The 17175-nt window shown below is 43.2% G+C and carries 13 protein-coding genes; 8 read left to right on the top strand and 5 right to left on the bottom strand.

The window, feature by feature from the left end:
* Nucleotides 1-256: 256 nt before the first annotated feature.
* From AC5JPO_RS12120 to AC5JPO_RS12095, 6 genes are all read left to right on the top strand, one after another.
* Nucleotides 257-1897 carry an ABC transporter substrate-binding protein gene (locus tag AC5JPO_RS12120; protein WP_493853951.1) on the top strand — a complete coding sequence of 547 codons (1641 nt, stop codon included), beginning with the start codon at nucleotides 257-259 and terminating at the stop codon, nucleotides 1895-1897.
* 199 nt (nucleotides 1898-2096) lie between these two features.
* Nucleotides 2097-3113, top strand: coding sequence for an ABC transporter permease (locus AC5JPO_RS12115; RefSeq protein WP_319052180.1), 1017 nt, complete (start codon nucleotides 2097-2099; stop codon nucleotides 3111-3113).
* 139 nt (nucleotides 3114-3252) lie between these two features.
* Nucleotides 3253-4167, top strand: coding sequence for an ABC transporter permease (locus AC5JPO_RS12110; protein ID WP_493853950.1), 915 nt, complete (start codon nucleotides 3253-3255; stop codon nucleotides 4165-4167).
* Between the two features lies 1 nt (nucleotide 4168).
* Nucleotides 4169-5236 carry an ABC transporter ATP-binding protein gene (locus AC5JPO_RS12105; RefSeq protein WP_493853949.1) on the top strand — a complete coding sequence of 356 codons (1068 nt, stop codon included), beginning with the start codon at nucleotides 4169-4171 and terminating at the stop codon, nucleotides 5234-5236.
* Nucleotides 5233-6204, top strand: coding sequence for a peptide ABC transporter ATP-binding protein (locus AC5JPO_RS12100; protein ID WP_493853948.1), 972 nt, complete (start codon nucleotides 5233-5235; stop codon nucleotides 6202-6204). Before AC5JPO_RS12105 ends, AC5JPO_RS12100 begins: the two co-directional genes overlap by 4 nt.
* Nucleotides 6205-6752: 548 nt before the next feature.
* Nucleotides 6753-8057 carry an SIR2 family NAD-dependent protein deacylase gene (locus AC5JPO_RS12095; protein WP_493853947.1) on the top strand — a complete coding sequence of 435 codons (1305 nt, stop codon included), beginning with the start codon at nucleotides 6753-6755 and terminating at the stop codon, nucleotides 8055-8057.
* Nucleotides 8058-8184: 127 nt separating this feature from the next.
* Here AC5JPO_RS12095 and tkt read toward each other — a convergent pair whose 3' ends face one another.
* Both tkt and serS read right to left on the bottom strand, forming a co-directional pair.
* Nucleotides 8185-10182, bottom strand: coding sequence for a transketolase (gene tkt / locus AC5JPO_RS12090; RefSeq protein WP_493853946.1), 1998 nt, complete (start codon nucleotides 10180-10182; stop codon nucleotides 8185-8187).
* A gap of 295 nt (nucleotides 10183-10477) precedes the next feature.
* The gene (gene serS / locus AC5JPO_RS12085) at nucleotides 10478-11764 is read right to left on the bottom strand and encodes a serine--tRNA ligase (protein ID WP_493853945.1); all 1287 of its coding nucleotides are present in this window, start codon (nucleotides 11762-11764) and stop codon (nucleotides 10478-10480) included.
* A 467-nt stretch (nucleotides 11765-12231) separates the two neighbouring features.
* On the opposite strand from serS, the gene AC5JPO_RS12080 reads away from it, so the two are divergent.
* Nucleotides 12232-12891 carry a YcxB family protein gene (locus AC5JPO_RS12080; protein WP_319051247.1) on the top strand — a complete coding sequence of 220 codons (660 nt, stop codon included), beginning with the start codon at nucleotides 12232-12234 and terminating at the stop codon, nucleotides 12889-12891.
* A 279-nt stretch (nucleotides 12892-13170) separates the two neighbouring features.
* Nucleotides 13171-13656 (top strand): Dps family protein, encoded by a 486-nt coding sequence (locus AC5JPO_RS12075; RefSeq protein WP_319051248.1) that lies wholly within the window; start codon nucleotides 13171-13173, stop codon nucleotides 13654-13656.
* 97 nt (nucleotides 13657-13753) lie between these two features.
* On the opposite strand, the gene AC5JPO_RS12070 is transcribed toward AC5JPO_RS12075, so the two are convergent.
* From AC5JPO_RS12070 to AC5JPO_RS12060, 3 genes are all read right to left on the bottom strand, one after another.
* The gene (locus tag AC5JPO_RS12070; protein ID WP_493853944.1) at nucleotides 13754-14476 is read right to left on the bottom strand and encodes a DUF2057 family protein; all 723 of its coding nucleotides are present in this window, start codon (nucleotides 14474-14476) and stop codon (nucleotides 13754-13756) included.
* A 103-nt stretch (nucleotides 14477-14579) separates the two neighbouring features.
* Nucleotides 14580-15383 (bottom strand): DnaA regulatory inactivator Hda, encoded by an 804-nt coding sequence (hda, locus tag AC5JPO_RS12065; RefSeq protein ID WP_319051250.1) that lies wholly within the window; start codon nucleotides 15381-15383, stop codon nucleotides 14580-14582.
* A gap of 359 nt (nucleotides 15384-15742) precedes the next feature.
* On the bottom strand, nucleotides 15743-16849 hold the full coding sequence (locus AC5JPO_RS12060; protein ID WP_493853943.1) for an AI-2E family transporter: 1107 nt from the start codon (nucleotides 16847-16849) through the stop codon (nucleotides 15743-15745).
* Nucleotides 16850-17175 lie beyond the last annotated feature (326 nt).

Here is a 17175-nt window from a genome sequence, read left to right as displayed (position 1 = left end):
TATTATCAAAATTAGTTCATTTATAGCTTGCACTACTACAGATTAAGAGAGTATATTCGAACGACTTGTTTATATTTTTAGTTTCTATCAATATAAATTAAAGTTATAACAACCCATAATATGTTTCTTTTTGTATATAAGAAAATATATAAATAAACACTTTCAAGGTCATCAAACGCTTGCTCATGATATCCATAGTTGAACACCGCTATCTGGATATCATAAGTGACTACCTATCACTACATAGGATGTAATAATGCAAAAATCTCTCTTTAAACTTACCCTGTTGACGACATTCATCTTAGGCGTTAGTGCCTGTAGTGGAGACAATAAAACCACTGATGACTCTGCTGCCAGCTCTGATGCAAAAGCTGCCAAGACTTTGCTTTATTGTTCAGAAGGTAGCCCTGCTGGTTTTGATCCGGCGCAGTATACTTCGGGTACAGATTTTGATGCGAGTGCATTCCCTATTTATAACGGTTTGGTAGAGTTTAAAAGAGCGGAAACTGAGATTCAGCCAGGGTTAGCTGAGAGCTGGGAGATTAGCGAAGATGGCAAAACCTATACGTTCAACCTACGTAAAGGCGTTAAATTCGGTAAAACTGATTACTTTACCCCGACTCGCGATTTCAATGCCGACGACATTGTCTTTACGCTAGAGCGTATCACCGACCCAGACTTTGAATTTAATAAATCTTATCCTGCTGAATTCCCTTATTCTGTTGGCATGGGGCTACCTGATATTATCTCTGATATCGAAAAGGTCGATGACTACACGGTAAAAATTACCCTGAGCGAAACCAACGCCCCATTTTTACAGAACCTAGCGATGCCATTCGCTTACATCAACTCTGCTGAATATGCCAACACACTGATGGAAGCTGGTGATGCCGCTGATATCAATATCAAACCTGTTGGTACAGGACCATTTGTCTTTACCTCTTATCAAAAAGACGCACAAATTCGTTATACCAAAAACCCAGACTACTGGAATAAAGACGATATTCATATCGATAATCTTGTGTTTGTTATCACTAAAGACTCAGCAGTCCGTGCTCAAAAAGTACAAGCTGGTGAGTGTCATGTATCGGCCTATCCAAAACCTGCTGAGATTGAATCTGTCAAACAATCTGGCAAGGCTACGGTTCTCGACCAACCTGGTTTCAACGTGGGCTATGTTGGTTACAACGTTGAAAAACCGCAGCTTAGTGATCTAAGAGTCCGTCAGGCATTAGATATGGCTGTGAATAAAGACGCGATTATCAACGCGGTTTATCAAAGTGAAGGTCTCAAAGCGACCAATCCAATGCCACCAACACAGTGGGGCTATGACGAGTCTCTAAAAGATGCGCCTTATGACGTCGAAAAAGCAAAGGCCCTGATTAAAGAAGCTGGTGCAGACAATCTTTCTATCGACCTATGGTATATGCCAGTCCAACGACCATATAACCCAAATGCCAAGCTGATGGCTGAGATGCTACAAGCAGATTGGGCTAAGATCGGTGTCGATACCAAGCTGGTCACTTATGAGTGGGGCGAATACCTCAAGCGCGCTGCTAAAGGCGAGCCTGATGTCATTCTAGCTGGCTGGACCGGTGATAATGGTGACCCAGACAACTGGCTAGGCTCATTACTGTCTTGTGATGCTGTGGGTGGCAATAACTACTCACGCTGGTGCAACAAAGACTTTGATAACTTAGTGACCAATGCCCGTCAGATCAATAATCAAGACGAGCGTGTCGCTGAATATGAACAAGCACAGCAAATCTTCAAAGAACAACTTCCTTGGACGACAATGGCACACTCGGTCGTAACCGTATTCACTGCACCAAACGTCGTCGACTATAAGATTAGCCCACTTGGCTCAATACGCTTCGATGGCGTAAAAGTTGAATAACCTTGGCTGATTACGTCCTTGTATGACAAGCACTCTTAATTCATTAATATTTGTATTTATTGATATTCGGCTGGGTCAGATACTCTGCCCCAGCCGCACTTATATAAATAATATCAATAATATGAGTTAAATGCTTGGTCACGGATACGCTCATCACTGCTAATTTTCTAATCATCGAACCACAACTATTGAGCAGCCCATGCTACTTTATATTCTACGTCGCATCGCCATCCTAATACCTGTCTATCTTGGTCTCACCCTATCCACCTTTACTCTAATTCGCCTCGTCCCTGGAGATGCAGTCGAGATTATGATGGGTGAGCGTATGGTCGACCCTGAGCTACACGCTCGCGCGCTAGAGAGACTGGGACTGGACAAACCCCTCATCGCCCAGTATTGGGACTACCTAACGGGTATTTTGACAGGTGATTTCGGTCAGTCCTTCCGTACCCGTACCCCTGTACTGCAAGACTTCTTTGCACATTTTGTGCCCACGTTAGAGCTGGCGCTATGCGCTATTGTCATTGCTAGCGTCGTTGGGATAAGTTTGGGTATTTTTGCAGCGCTACGCCGCGGCACATGGATTGACTACACACTCATGTCAGGGGCGCTGGCAGGCTATTCTATGCCCATTTATTTGCTGGGGCCTATTTTGACTGGCATATTTGCCCACTACCTAGGACTTTTACCTGTCGCTGGGGTGATCTCTGTCGCACAGTTTTTGGATGTGCAGCCGCTATATGGCTCATGGCTACTCGGTTCTCTAACATCAGGCGAGCCTGGTGCGTTCTGGAACGTGGTCAAACACTTCATCCTGCCTTCTATTGCGCTATCGACCATTCCGTTAGCGATGATAGCGCGGATGACGCGCTCTGCGATGCTAGAGGTGTTAGATGAAGACTATGTACGTACCGCGCGTGCCAAAGGCTTGTCACCGCGCCGCGTGATACTGGTACACGTCATGCGTAATGCGTTAATCACTGTCGTTACAGTTGTTGGCTTACAGATGGCAACATTGCTCGCAGGAGCGATCATTACCGAGACAATCTTTAGTTGGCCAGGTGTTGGCAACTGGTTACTCGATGGGTTCTTCACACGTGACTACCCAATTGTACAAAACGGTATCCTACTGGTCGCCACCGCTCTGATTTTGGTCAGTTTATTTATTGATATTTTGTATGGTCTGATCAACCCACGCATTCGACATACGTCTTAAATCAACAGTGATAAATACACATATTATAAATAGTGAGGATTAGCGCTTATTTGGTTTCAAAGGTTTGTAGTAAATTTCTAATAATTGTTAGAAAAAGAAGCCTAAAAATCTAATGCACTAGCCACTATAGGAACTGCTCATGAAGCCTTCTGTTCTCCCCTCCGATGTCAAGCTTATGGCCGCCACACCGCCATCTTCTTGGCAGCTATTTTTGTCGACGTTTTGCCGAAACAAAGGCGCGGTGCTTGGTTTTATCGTACTGGCACTAATGGTGCTTGTTGCCATACTCGCGCCCGCCATTGCACCCCATGATCCCTATGAGCTATTTACCGGTCAAGAGCAATTGCCCCCTGCTTTTTTGGATGGTGGCAATACGATGTTTTGGCTAGGTACTGACGATGCTGGCCGCGATACCTTGTCGCGAGTGATGTATGGCGCGCGTTATTCACTGTTTATCGGTTTGAGCGCGACCACCCTTGCTATGCTGGTCGGTATTTCTTTAGGACTTAGTGCCGCATTTTGGCCAAAGGTTTGGGGCAAGGCGGTCATGCTGGTTAATGATATTTTGATGTCCTATCCCAGCTTGCTTTTGGCCATCATTATTGCCGCTATCTTAGGCCCTTCTATGACCAATACGATTATCACGATTGCACTGGTCTGTACACCGCCCTTTATTCGTCTGACTCGCGCTACCGCGATGGTAGAGCTTCAGCGCGAGTACTTTATTGCCTCACAAGTCATGGGTGCTGGCGTACTGCGTCTACTGTTCGTGACCATTCTGCCCAACTGTATGGCACCGCTTATCGTGCAGGCAACGATGATCTTCTCCTCTGCTATCTTAGAAGCAGGTGCGATTGGTTTCTTAGGCTTTGGCGTACAGCCACCAGATGCTGAATGGGGCGCGATGCTCGGTACGGCTCGTCAGTATATTCAAAGTAATGTTTGGCTCGCTATTTGGCCAGGTGTCGCTATTTTCTTAGCAGCATTGTCGATCAACTTGACGGGGGATGGCTTGCGTGACGCGCTAGACCCTAAACTCAAACAGGTGTCCTAACATGACTGAATCATTAATTAAAATACCTACCAACCACACGTCTATGAATGGCGCATCAACAAAAGACTCACCGTTGCTGTTAGACATTGAAAATCTGTCTGTCACTTTTGGACAAGGTATGCGTGCCTTTCGCGCAGTGGATGATGTGTCGTTAAAAATTACTCAAGGTGAGGTCATCGCTGTCGTAGGAGAGTCAGGCTCAGGTAAGTCGGTCACGATGATGGCGCTGATGGGACTACTGCCACCGTCTGCCAGCGTGCGTGCCAAGCGGGTGATGTTTGATGGTAAAGACATGCTCGGTATGCCGCCGAAACAGAGACGCGGCATCATTGGTAAAGACATCTCTATGATCTTTCAAAACGCCATGTCTTGTCTTAATCCAAGCTTTACTGTTGAAATGCAATTGGGTGAAGTTCTGCGCAAGCATCTTGGTTTGCGCGGCGCCGCCGTACAAACACGTATATTAGAGCTGTTAGAACTGGTCGAGATGCCTGACGCCAAAAACCGTCTCAAGGTCTATCCGCATCAACTATCAGGGGGAATGAGTCAGCGAGTCATGATTGCAATGGCGCTTGCTTGCGAGCCAAAACTACTGATCGCCGATGAACCGACCACTGCGCTTGATGTCACTGTACAAGCGCAGATCATGGACTTACTGAGCCGTTTGCAACGTGAAAAACAAATGGCGATGGTACTAATCACTCATGATTTGGGCCTCGTTGCTCAAAACTCGCGTGATGTCGCGGTTATGTATGCGGGACAAGTGGTTGAAACCAGTACCGTGCCAGAGATTTTTCAATATCCTGCTCACCCTTATACTGAGGCGTTGCTACAAGCCATCCCTGAGTTGGCTATCGGTCAAGATAGATTGAACAGTTTACCAGGGGTTGTGCCCAGTCAATACGATCGTCCAAGTGGTTGCTTACTGTCTCCTCGTTGTCCGTATAAGGAGCCCGCTTGCGAAGTACCACCACCTATTTTAGATACGCCTACTGGTAAGGTGCGTTGTATTGATTCTAATATTACTTCTCGCCCCTCTCATGCTGCTACTTTGGAGTCCCAAGTATGAGTAACAAAGTGGTCTTAAAAGCAGACAACCTACACAAGCACTACCCAGTATCACAAGGTCTGGGCAAAGCAAAAGCATACGTGAAAGCGCTCAATGGTGTCTCATTTGAACTTGAAGCTGGTAAGACACTTGCAGTCGTTGGTGAGTCAGGCTGCGGCAAATCAACCCTTGCCCGCCAGCTGACGCTGATCGAAGCGCCTACACACGGTGAGCTATTTATCAATGATGAAGGCACCACTGGCTATAGTAGAAAGGCGCTAAAAGAGTTGCGTACCGAAATTCAAACGGTATTCCAAAACCCTTATGGCAGCTTGAACCCACGCCATACCATTGGCTATCAATTGACTGAACCATTGGATATCCATACCAAACTGTCCAAAGAAGAGAAGCGCGACAAGATCAACGAGATGATGAGAAACGTGGGTCTACGTCCTGAACATGCTGGTCGTTTTCCGCATATGTTTTCGGGTGGTCAACGGCAGCGAATCGCCCTCGCCCGCGCCATGATGCTCAATCCAAAAATTGTCGTCGCTGATGAGCCAACTTCCGCACTTGATGTGTCGATTCAAGCGCAAGTATTGAACCTGTTTATGGACTTGCAGGACGAATATCAAACCGCTTATGTCTTTATCTCGCATAACTTATCGGTCGTACGCCACGTCGCTGATGATGTGATGGTGATGTACTTGGGTCAGGCCGTCGAACACGGCCCCAAAGAAGCAATTTATAATGCGCCAAAACACCCATATACCATCGCCCTATTGGCTGCTGCACCCACAGTAAATGGACATAAGAATGATCTAACCCTGCAAGGTGAGCTACCAAGTCCGCTTAATCCACCAAGTGGCTGTGCACTACACAAACGCTGTCCCTATGCCAAACCACAATGCAGCGAAGTAGAGCCGCAACTGCGCGAATGGGACGGTCGATTGGTCGCTTGTTTACGTTTGGAAGAGATATATGGTTGAGATGACTAACAGTTAAGCTACATTCACCACACCTCGGCACTTAGGAAAATGCGCGCACCCATAAAAGGACTGTCCTTGGCGTGCGCCTTTTTTCGCAGTACTTTCGTCTTGCATTTGGGCAAAGCAGTGCTTTATTATTTCCTCGCTCACCCTCAGCAAAAATCTATCATATTTCGATATTTATTATTTGAAAATAACACTGTGTTCGCCATAGAGTAGCGTTAGACTTGTCAAATTCTCGTAGAGAACGACGATAAGGTGTAACCCACCGATTTAATTTTTGATTTTTTAATACTGCTAAGTTACGCTATCGCTAACACATCTTACGCTCGCTATCTAATAGTAGACTATTATGAATATAAAAGATTTCGTAGCCAAATACACAAACCATCCAGTATTGTTTATAGGAACTGGTGTAAGTCTTAGATATTTGGAAAACTCATATACTTGGGATGGATTGCTCTCAAAAATTGCTACTGAGTTATATGGAGACGATAGAGAATACTTGAATATTAAATCCCATCATATCGTCAATGGTCAGTTCAAATATGAGAGCATTGCAGGAAACTCTTGAAAAAAACTTTAATAAATACTTAGAGAGTAATCCGGAGGGGAGCTTTAAGGAAATTAATGATATTTTTTTTGAAAATATGCGTTTAGGAGTTCCTATAAGTAGGTTTAAGATATATATATCTAGTTTACTATCAGACTTAACTTACAGAGATTCTATCGAAGAAGAGTTAGCGGAACTTAAGAAAGCAAGAAAAAACATAGGCTCAATCATCACAACTAACTACGATAATTTAGCGCAAGATATTTTTGAATTTAATCCACTAGTAGGCAATGATATTCTGCTCAGTAATCCATATGGTTCAGTTTATAAAATACATGGAAGTATTAGTGATCCAAATAAAATTATTATTACAAAACCCGATTATGAAAACTTCAAAGTTAAGTATGAGCTAATACGCTCGCAATTACTTTCTTTATTTATCCATAATCCAATAATTTTTCTAGGTTATAACGTGGGTGATGATAATATTAAAGAACTTCTAAAGACAATTTTTTCCTATGTTGAATCGAATACAGATGTAGCAAAAAAAATTAGAGAAAACTTTCTACTTGTAGAGTATGAAGAAGGTTCAGAGAATCTCAATATTGTCGAACATGATATTGATGTTGAAGGATTCTCGACAATTAGAATCAATAAGATTAGAACAAATAATTTCTCTGAAATTTATCGGGTACTTGCAGAGCTATCATTGCCGATTTCGGCAATGGACGTAAGAAAGTTTCAGTCAATTGCAAAAGAAATATATGAAGGTGGAAATATTCAAGTAAGTTTTACAGAAGATATGGATGAAGTAAATAATGGCGATAAAATAATCGCTATAGGTTCCAGACGTACAATACAATATAATTTTCATACTATTTCAGAAATGATTTCTGATTATTTCAAGATAATAGAAGACTCTAATGATCAATTGCTTTTACTAGTCAACAAACAACGTATTGCGGATAATCAGTATTTTCCTATTTATGGGTTTAGTAAGGTATGTGAAGGTATTGAAGAAGAAAGCAGGTTGAAAAAGCAACAGACAAAACTTATGAATGATCTAATCAAGGGTATAAATCGTTATTGTATTAATAACCATCAAACTATTCAGGATATTATTTTGGATGAAAACATTTCTTTAACAAACAAATCTAATGCTATTTCATGGGGTGTTTGGCACGAAAATTTGAAATTAGACGAAGTCGCTGATTATCTAAAAATATATGAAGATAAAAAAGAAACTGGGTATAGAAAGTTCTTATGTATGTTTGATTATAAGAAACATGCTAACTTGTAATTGCTCTTTAGCTATTAATATGCGATTCAATAGGTCGGCAATATATGAGTGAAAATATAGTTAGATAAAAAAAGCCACCAGATTTCTCCGGCAGCTCTTTTTTTAAACACTAACTAACTCAGGTTTATTACACCAAACTATTCACCGCTTCAACCACAGCATCAGTCGTGATACCAAACTCTTTATACAAGTCGCTAGCAGGAGCAGATTCGCCATAAGTGGTCATACCAATAACTTTGCCATCTAGACCAACGAACTTATACCAGTAGTCTACATGCGCGGCTTCTACTGCGACACGAGCACGGATATTGGCAGGCAATACCGCTTCACGATAGCTAGCATCTTGCTCAACGAAAATCTCAGCACATGGCATAGACACTACACGGACACCAACGCCATTTGCGCTCAACGCCTCATACGCTTCCATCGCTAGGCCAACTTCTGAACCAGTAGCGATGATGATAGCTTGTAGCTCGCCTTGCTCTTTTGCCAGTACATAACCGCCTTTGGTGATGTTCGCTACTTGATCGCTATCACGTACTTGATGTGGCAAGCTTTGACGGCTAAAGATCAATGCTGATGGGTTGTTTTCTGATTTGATTGCTTCTACCCAAGCGCTTGCAGATTCAGTCGCATCACACGGACGCCATGTACGTAGGTTTGGCGTGGTACGTAGGCTAGTCAATTGCTCAACTGGCTGATGCGTTGGGCCGTCTTCACCCAGACCGATAGAATCATGCGTATAGACATGGATGACGCGCTGCTTCATGAGTGCGCCCATGCGTACCGCGTTACGTGCATATTCCATAAACATGAGGAAAGTCGCTACGTAAGGGATAAAGCCGCCATGCAGTGCAATACCATTGGCAATCGCAGTCATACCGAACTCGCGCACGCCGTAATAGATGTAGTTGCCATCAGCATCTTTCTCGATGCCTTTCGCGCCTTTGAATAGCGTAAGGTTCGAGCCAGCTAGATCCGCTGAACCGCCTAGCAATTCTGGCAATAACGGCTGCAAACTGTTGATAGCATTTTGACTGGCTTTACGACTAGCAACATCACCGCCCGCTTCTTGCGTTTGCTGAATATAGGCTTGCGCTTGGCTAGCAAAGTCAGCAGGCAACTCACCATTTAAGCGGCGTGATAGTTCTGCTGCAAGCTCTGGATAGGCTTTTTTGTATGCTTCAAAGTCCGTATCCCAGTTCTTTTGCTGGACGTCGCCTTTGGCTTTAGCATCCCATGCTTCATAGATTTCGTCATCTAATTCAAATGGTGCATGTTTCCAAGATAGCGCATCACGGGTCAAGGCGATTTCGTCATCACCAAGTGGAGCACCATGACTAGCCGCTAGACCTTGTTTGTTCGGGCTACCAGCACCAATTGTGGTTTTACAAATAATTAGACTTGGCTTAGTAGTCTCTGCAATCGCTTGCTCAGTTGCTTGCGTGATTGCATCAGTATCATGGCCATCGACTTTGATCACTTGCCAGCCGTATGACTCAAAACGAGCTTCGGTATCGTCAGTGAACCAGCCTTCGACATTACCGTCGATAGAGATGCCATTGTCATCATAGAAGAATACCAATTTGCCAAGCGCCAACGTGCCAGCCAGCGAGCATACTTCATGACTGATACCTTCCATCAAGCAACCATCGCCCAAGAACGCATAAGTATGATGATCGACGACGTTATGACCGTCACGGTTGAACTGTGCGGCTAGCGTCTTTTCTGCGATTGCAAAACCAACGGCATTGGCAATACCTTGTCCTAATGGACCAGTCGTCGTCTCTACGCCAGGCGTGTAACCAAGTTCAGGATGACCTGGGGTTTTTGAATGCAACTGACGGAAACCTTTTAGGTCATCAACGCTCACATCATAACCTGATAAATGTAGCAATGAATAAATGAGCATTGAGCCATGACCGTTTGACAGTACAAAGCGATCACGGTTGTGCCAATTAGGATCTGCTGGATTGTGCTTCAAAAATTTGCGCCACAAAACTTCGGCAATATCAGCCATACCCATTGGCGCACCCGGATGTCCAGAGTTGGCTTTTTGAACCGCGTCAAACGACAGTACACGGATGGCATTGGCTAGTTTACGTTCGCTAATTGGAGCTGGCATAGAGTGTCCTAATATTCGAATCAGTAGTATAAAGATAAGAGGAGAATTTACTCAGAGGATAATCTATCAAAAACGCGACAGGCGTCCTCAACGGATAGGCTATAAAATAAAAATGCAATTTTAACATATTTGCTATGAGCCTAGCCAAAAATGCGGTAACAAGACCGTTTATATTTAGCAATGACTCACATCAGTTTTGTTAAACGATGAGCAATGACGGACTTTGATTTAAGTTATGAATAACAAGCTGCGAGTGACCTAAGTATCAAGCAGCTCATTATTTATAGTCAGTTTATTAAACTGAAATAGTCTCAGCACCGCCCATAAACGGACGCAATACTTCTGGAATCGTAATGCTGCCATCCGCATTTTGATGATTTTCCATGACGGCGAGCAGCGTACGACCAACTGCTAGACCTGAACCGTTTAGGGTATGCGCAAGGCTGGTTTGCTTGCCATCTTTGACACGGGTACCCATACGGCGCGCTTGGAAATCCCCACAGTTAGAGCAGCTAGAGATTTCACGATAGGTATCTTGGCTTGGCAACCATACTTCGATGTCATAGGTCTTTTGTGCGGCAAAGCCCATATCGCCGGTACAGAGTTGTACCGTGCGGTATGGCAACTCAAGCTGCTGCAAGATATATTCGGCCTGCCCTGTCATCGCTTCTAATAGGTCATCAGATTGCTCTGCGGTGCCAACATTGACCATTTCAACTTTTTCAAACTGATGCTGACGAATCAAGCCGCGAGTATCACGCCCGTGCGAGCCAGCTTCACTGCGGAAACATGGCGTATGCGCGGTGAATTTTAGCGGCAGCTCTTTGATATCCAAACGCTCGCCGCGCACCAAGTTGGTCATTGGCACTTCAGCGGTTGGAATGAGATAAAAATCCATTTCATCGTTATTCGTGTGATTGCTCAGCTTAAACAAGTCATCTTCAAATTTTGGCAACTGACCCGTACCTTTTAGACTGTCGCTATTGACGATATAAGGCACATAGGTCTCAAGATAGCCGTACTTCATCGTATGGGTGTTGAGCATAAATTGGATTAGTGCACGATGCAATTGTGCGAGCTTCCCTTTAAGCACGTTGAAACGGCTACCAGTCAACTTAGTCGCTGCTTCAAAATCCAGCATACCAAGCGTCTCACCAATATGCGTATGGTCTTGAATCTCAAAATCAAACGTACGCGGCGTGCCCCACTGACGCACTTCTACGTTATCGTCTTCTGACGTACCCACTGGCACATCTGCCGCCGGAATATTTGGAATCTGTAGCGCTGCTTGAGTGATGCGCTCTTGTAGCGTACGTAGCTCGTCTTCCGCAGCTTTGATCTCACCGCTAACGCTTTGCATCTCAGCCAATAGCTCACTGGCATCTTCGCCTGATTTTTTTAGAGCACCTACTTGCTTAGCACCAGCGTTACGGCGCGATTGCAACTCTTCAGTTTTAACTTGTAGCGACTTACGCTCGTTTTCAATCGTCTGCCAGAACGCCATATCAAGCTCATAACCACGGGTGGCTAGCTGCTGCTGTAGGTCGCTCAAATCGCCGCGTAAGAGTTTCGGATCAATCATAGTAGTTGCCTGTAACACTAAAGGTGAATAAAAGGTTTATTAATATAATAGTCGCCCAACGTCTCGCTATCACTGTCTTTGTGACAACGGGCTATGGCGTTATGTCTTGTACCAACATATCTTATAGCCGCTATAATACCAAGACCCAGCAGATTTGACCATGTTTTGGTCATTTTTGGCGGCTGTAGGTTTATTTTTGAGCGACCATTTCCGTTATGGTTAGCAGGTTGCATTTATCTCAGGATCATATTCAAAGGTTTGACCGACCTAAACGCCCCTCGCTCACCCTTATAAAATCATTAATATCACCCCTATCAGCGAACAGCCTTGCTTATATGTTTCATTTAAGAGTACTTTTCGGTAAGATAAGCGCATACCTTTATTCGCCTCCAGCCAAGTGGCGCATCATAGCTCGGCTTTGGCGATACAAACCCAACACTTTTAACACAAGTATTTGAGAAACCTTTATGGCCCTGTACCCTTACACGCTCCAACCTGTCGCCTTAAATCTGACTGAGGCGGAATTTCACCAAGCACAGTATGAACTGTTTGCCAGTGCCAGCCCTTCTTTTGGTTTATCAAGCTTTAAGACCAAAGAATGGATCATTATGGCAGTGGTTGTGATACTTGCCATTGCAGGACTCATCTTTGTGACCGGCTACTCAACCATTATATTTTGGTTAATGCTCGTTGGTGTAGTGATTTATCTATTGGCTCGTACGTTGGGTTTTAAATGGTATGTAAAAAGAGAGTTTGAAAAACAAGTCGCCGATCAAGAAATGCCAGATGAGATGCGTCAGATGAAGCTAGGTGTACAAAAGCATGGTTTAGTTATGGCAATGCCAAGCAACCAACCTGATATGATGAAAAACTCACAAATGCGCGGTATGCAGATGCGTGCAGGCGCAACTCAACAAGCCGTTATTCCTTGGACTGCTATCAAAAGCTGGGATGAGACTGACGACTATATCTTTATGATGTTTGAGTTGAAAGGTCAACAAGGCAGCCAAATCGTACCGAAACGCTTGCAAGCGCAGAAATTTCCAATCGACACTGTTCGTCAACATCTACAAGAAGTGGTTCCTGTGAAAGGATTGAACCCTGAAAACTTGCAGCCACCAGCATAGCTGTAATTAGGATTCTCTATCGTTTAGGAGAACGATAGAGAAATTTGATTTTACTTTTATAAAACCAATCGTAAAATTGCATTTATTAAATTTAACTTATTAATGATAGTTTGCTATTATTATAAGCATCAAAAGAAGACAGACGTAGAGAAATAGCTGGTATGAACAGTGATCAGTAGAATTGAACCACTTTTTCTACCAAACTGATCTCTATTGATTTAAGCTACCAAAACTCTTCTTTATTACGTATCACAACACTCACATTATAAGGATAATACTATGAGTAATTCTAACAATGCTACTAACCAGATCGGCTTAGAAAAAGCAGACATGAGCGAAGTTATTGCACAACTAAATAACCTGCTATCAACATACCACGTATTTTACTTGAACGTACGTGGCTACCACTGGAACGTAAAAGGTGAGCACTTTTTTACGCTGCATCCTCAATTTGAAGAGCTATATACTGCTTTACAACTACAGATTGATGAAATTGCTGAGCGCATCCTAACATTAGGCGGCACACCACTTCACGCTTATAGCGATTTTTCTCAGCATACTAGCATCAGTGAAGACAAAAACGTTAAAGATGGCACAACTTGTGTAAAAGGCGTAGTAAATGGTCTACAAGCCCTAATCACTGAACAGCGCCAAGTGTCTTCTCTAGCAGCAGAAAGCGATGACCAAGGTACAGCTGACCTTGTAGATGCCTACGTACAAGAGCAAGAAAAACTGGTATGGATGTATAATGCATTTTTGGGTTAGTAATGATTAACCCTTACTAAATGACTACCAAAATCTAAACAACAAAAAAGCACCTCGTAGGGTGCTTTTTTATTGTCAAAATTATAAAAGAAGAGAGCTATTTTTGCATCCATTGACGCATTTTTTCACGCTCAGCAGGCGTTGCTTGTAGCCAAATTTGCATGAATGAATCTAACGTATTGGTAGACGTACTTACATTTGCACTTTGCTGGACAGCAGTCGTCGTATTGACGTTGCCTTTAGGCATCGCTGCTGGACTTGTATTCGTAACTGCTGGCTGATCCAATGATGCAATCGCGCGCTGGTTCTGTAGCTCAGCATCGCCTGCACCGCCGAACACACCACCTATTGCCTTACCAAGTCCTGAGAACAAGCCACCTTTGTTGCCAACCATACCTTGTTGGCTGGCAATAACCGTATTATTTTGCTGTATAGCAAGCGTTGGCTGATCGGCATAATCTTTGGCTGCCTCATAGTCTTCTGGCTGATTAGGCATGGTCAAACGATACGTTTGGTTATCAGCCAGTTGTGCGGTCACACTAACATTACCTGAACGTAAGTAGTCATGCTCATCACGAGGTAAGTTATACAAGCGGTCGTATTTGGCCGTGATTGCGTGTTGACCTGGCTGGAGTGTAAATGTCTTCGTTAGTGGCTGAAACGCACTCTGTTTGATTTCCTGTCCATTAATGGCAGTGACTTTGATATTGTCATCAACCAATACTGTCACTGCTGCCTGTGACGTCATAGAGACCGAAGTGGCACCTACCAATAACGACCCAATAGTTAATTTTTTTAGCAAAGAAATATTCGATTTCATAAGGCGTTCCATTAATAGTAAAAGCATGTTGGATAAACAATTCGTATTCTTACGGTTATTCGTGTTCTGACTGCTAAAATTCTGACTACCAAAATTATAAATACTAAAAATCAAGCGGCATCGTATGTTGATCTTGATCCGTTGTCTCGTTATCTACTTGTGTCTCTTGAGCGATATCAGCAAGCTCTGCTGCAAGCGTCTGCTCATCGATCGTTTTGAGCGCATCACTTATCACTGCTTTTGATATATTGCTACGCCCAAGATTAGAGAACATTGGCTGAATGTAGTTGAGCACGTCCATCATCGCACCAATCCGGTGTGGACCTTCTGTCAATAAATAATCAATGATTCGATCATCAAACTGCCAACCGCGTCGACGCAAGATAGACTGTAGCAACGCTTGCCTGTCTGCCAAATCATGCCCAGTAGGGACTTTGAAGGTAGGCGCTTGTGCCAGACGCGTCAACAAATCCCTTAATTGAAAGGGTAAATCATCAGCAGGTTTATTGGCAGCAAACAACAGCTGACGCTGCCCCTCGCGGCTACGATTGATCAGATGAAACAAAGCCTCTTGCCATTGACTACTTTGCTCAAGCACTTCTAAATCATCGATAGCAATAAGATCAAAGTTTTCTAAAGAAGATAGTACATGGACATCGGTATGGATCAACTCATTAAGCGACAAGCAGATTGCTGACTTGTCCATCTCAATAAACGATTCGCAAATAGCAGAAAGCAGATGAGACTTACCTGTGGCAGGGCTACCAAACAGATATAGCTGACCAATCAGGCCGACATGTAACTGCCGTACTGCATCAATAATAGACATCCAACCAGGACCGGCAAAGTCGCTGAGACTTGCATCATGCTTAATGTCCAGATTGAGACTTAGCTGTGCTTCTGCCATGAATCATCAACTCGTGTTGCGTAGCGCAATATAAAAGTACAATAGAAAAAGGATAAACGGCTTTAACACTACATTAAGTGCTATCAGCGCCATCCGGTATAAATGTATGTGATAAATATAGTTTTTTGGTAGGTCAATTCAATGACTAAAAACCTAGTGATGAAAAAGCCACTGATGAAATTCAATCTTTATGAAACGATTATCGTAGCGACTGATACTATCAACACTGCGCCTATATATAACATATTTGTAAAATGACTGACAAGTCTTTTACCTACTCAGCCTTTTCGATTACTGCTCCATTATAACGTTGTGAGCATTTACATCCTATTTATCCAGAACATCCAAAGTTATAGTATTTACTTCTTTTCAAACAACGCCAGCTGCTTGCGACCTCTATAAAAGTCAGTCGTACGATAATGGGCATATAAATGGCGGAACAATACGTTGAGAACAGCAGACACGGGTAAGGCAATCAACATACCGACAAAACCCAATAAACTTGCCCCTGCTAATACCGCAAATATGACCCATAATGGTGATAGTCCAATCTTATCACCTAATAGCAATGGCTGCAGAATATAACCTTCTGCGGCTTGTCCAACCAAAAATGCACCAACAACCAATGACAAATATGTCCAGTTGAGCCCAAACTGAAATAAGCAGGCAATGATAGCAGCGATAAACCCGATACCAAAACCCAAGTAAGGCACGAAACTAGCGATACCGGCCACCATACCGATAATAAGCCCAAGCTCCAAACCGATGAGCTGCAACTGTATCGCATAAATAGCACCCAGTAGTACCATCACCAACAACTGACCTTTGATAAAAGCCATCAATGCTTGATCACATTCTTTTGCGATACCAATGACTTGTTTGCAATAAGGTCCTGGTATTGCCATCTTCCATGTATGCAAACGCTGATCCCAATTAAACAGGAAATAAAAGGTCAAAATCGGCACCAACACAATAAGCCCTGCATTGTTAATGAAGTTCATACTTGACGTTAAAATTTGACTCATCATGGTACTGGCATCAGCAAACTTATAATTCGTCTGCATATAGTCGACCAATGTATCGGAGAACTCTTTAGACTCTAATTGAGGCAACTGAACACGAGTATTGCTATTGAACCACTCTCGCACAACTTGGTTGTACCAATTAAATATCTTAGGCAGATAATCCCAAGCCGCTTGCAGCTGATTCCATAATGTCGGTATCAACCACCATAATAATAGCGCCATTCCCAACGTGATCGTCGAGTAGACAATGATAATGGCGACCCACCGCTTAAGATACCTCGATAGCCGCTTTACTAAAGGATTAAATAAATAAGCGAGCATAAAGGCAAAGATGAATGGCACAATCACAGGCAGCATTAGATATAAAAGGAATACAGCCACCACCAGAGCCACGACAATGAATAAACGTCGAAAAAAGGGATCTATTGACTGATTCATCATACTGAATATTCCTATGGTTAAGCGTATGGTTAAGCGGGTTTGAGATAGTGACAAAGCGTGAGACAACAGCGATTTATTAAATGATTAGGTACTTTTTGGTCGAAGAACTCGGTATGTAATCGACGAGCATCTTTAACAAACTTACTTTGATATAACCGTGTATTCTTTGGTACTCATCGACTGACATGCTAATGATACTTAAATCATCATTTAGACAATCATTAGCAATAAATTTAGCGTTCTATTATCGCAGACTCCAACGAAGAATCAGTCATTTTTTGTTTCTTAGCAACTTATTTGCCACTTAATGCAAAACTTAGCCAAAT

The sequence above is a fragment of the Psychrobacter sp. H25 genome, from assembly GCF_059076335.1.
The sequence above is the reverse complement of the archived record's forward strand: the minus strand, read 5'-3'. Positions and strand labels throughout refer to the sequence as shown.

Coding starts and splice junctions, on each gene's coding strand:
- AC5JPO_RS12080 (WP_319051247.1), top strand. CDS start 12,232: ATGGCCCTGTACCCTTACACGCTCCAACCTGTCGCCTTAAATCTGACT.
- hda (WP_319051250.1), bottom strand. CDS start 15,383: ATGGCAGAAGCACAGCTAAGTCTCAATCTGGACATTAAGCATGATGCA.
- AC5JPO_RS12075 (WP_319051248.1), top strand. CDS start 13,171: ATGAGTAATTCTAACAATGCTACTAACCAGATCGGCTTAGAAAAAGCA.
- AC5JPO_RS12115 (WP_319052180.1), top strand. CDS start 2,097: ATGCTACTTTATATTCTACGTCGCATCGCCATCCTAATACCTGTCTAT.
- serS (WP_493853945.1), bottom strand. CDS start 11,764: ATGATTGATCCGAAACTCTTACGCGGCGATTTGAGCGACCTACAGCAG.
- AC5JPO_RS12060 (WP_493853943.1), bottom strand. CDS start 16,849: ATGATGAATCAGTCAATAGATCCCTTTTTTCGACGTTTATTCATTGTC.
- AC5JPO_RS12105 (WP_493853949.1), top strand. CDS start 4,169: ATGACTGAATCATTAATTAAAATACCTACCAACCACACGTCTATGAAT.
- AC5JPO_RS12110 (WP_493853950.1), top strand. CDS start 3,253: ATGAAGCCTTCTGTTCTCCCCTCCGATGTCAAGCTTATGGCCGCCACA.
- AC5JPO_RS12100 (WP_493853948.1), top strand. CDS start 5,233: ATGAGTAACAAAGTGGTCTTAAAAGCAGACAACCTACACAAGCACTAC.
- tkt (WP_493853946.1), bottom strand. CDS start 10,182: ATGCCAGCTCCAATTAGCGAACGTAAACTAGCCAATGCCATCCGTGTA.
- AC5JPO_RS12095 (WP_493853947.1), top strand. CDS start 6,753: ATGAGAGCATTGCAGGAAACTCTTGAAAAAAACTTTAATAAATACTTA.
- AC5JPO_RS12070 (WP_493853944.1), bottom strand. CDS start 14,476: ATGAAATCGAATATTTCTTTGCTAAAAAAATTAACTATTGGGTCGTTA.
- AC5JPO_RS12120 (WP_493853951.1), top strand. CDS start 257: ATGCAAAAATCTCTCTTTAAACTTACCCTGTTGACGACATTCATCTTA.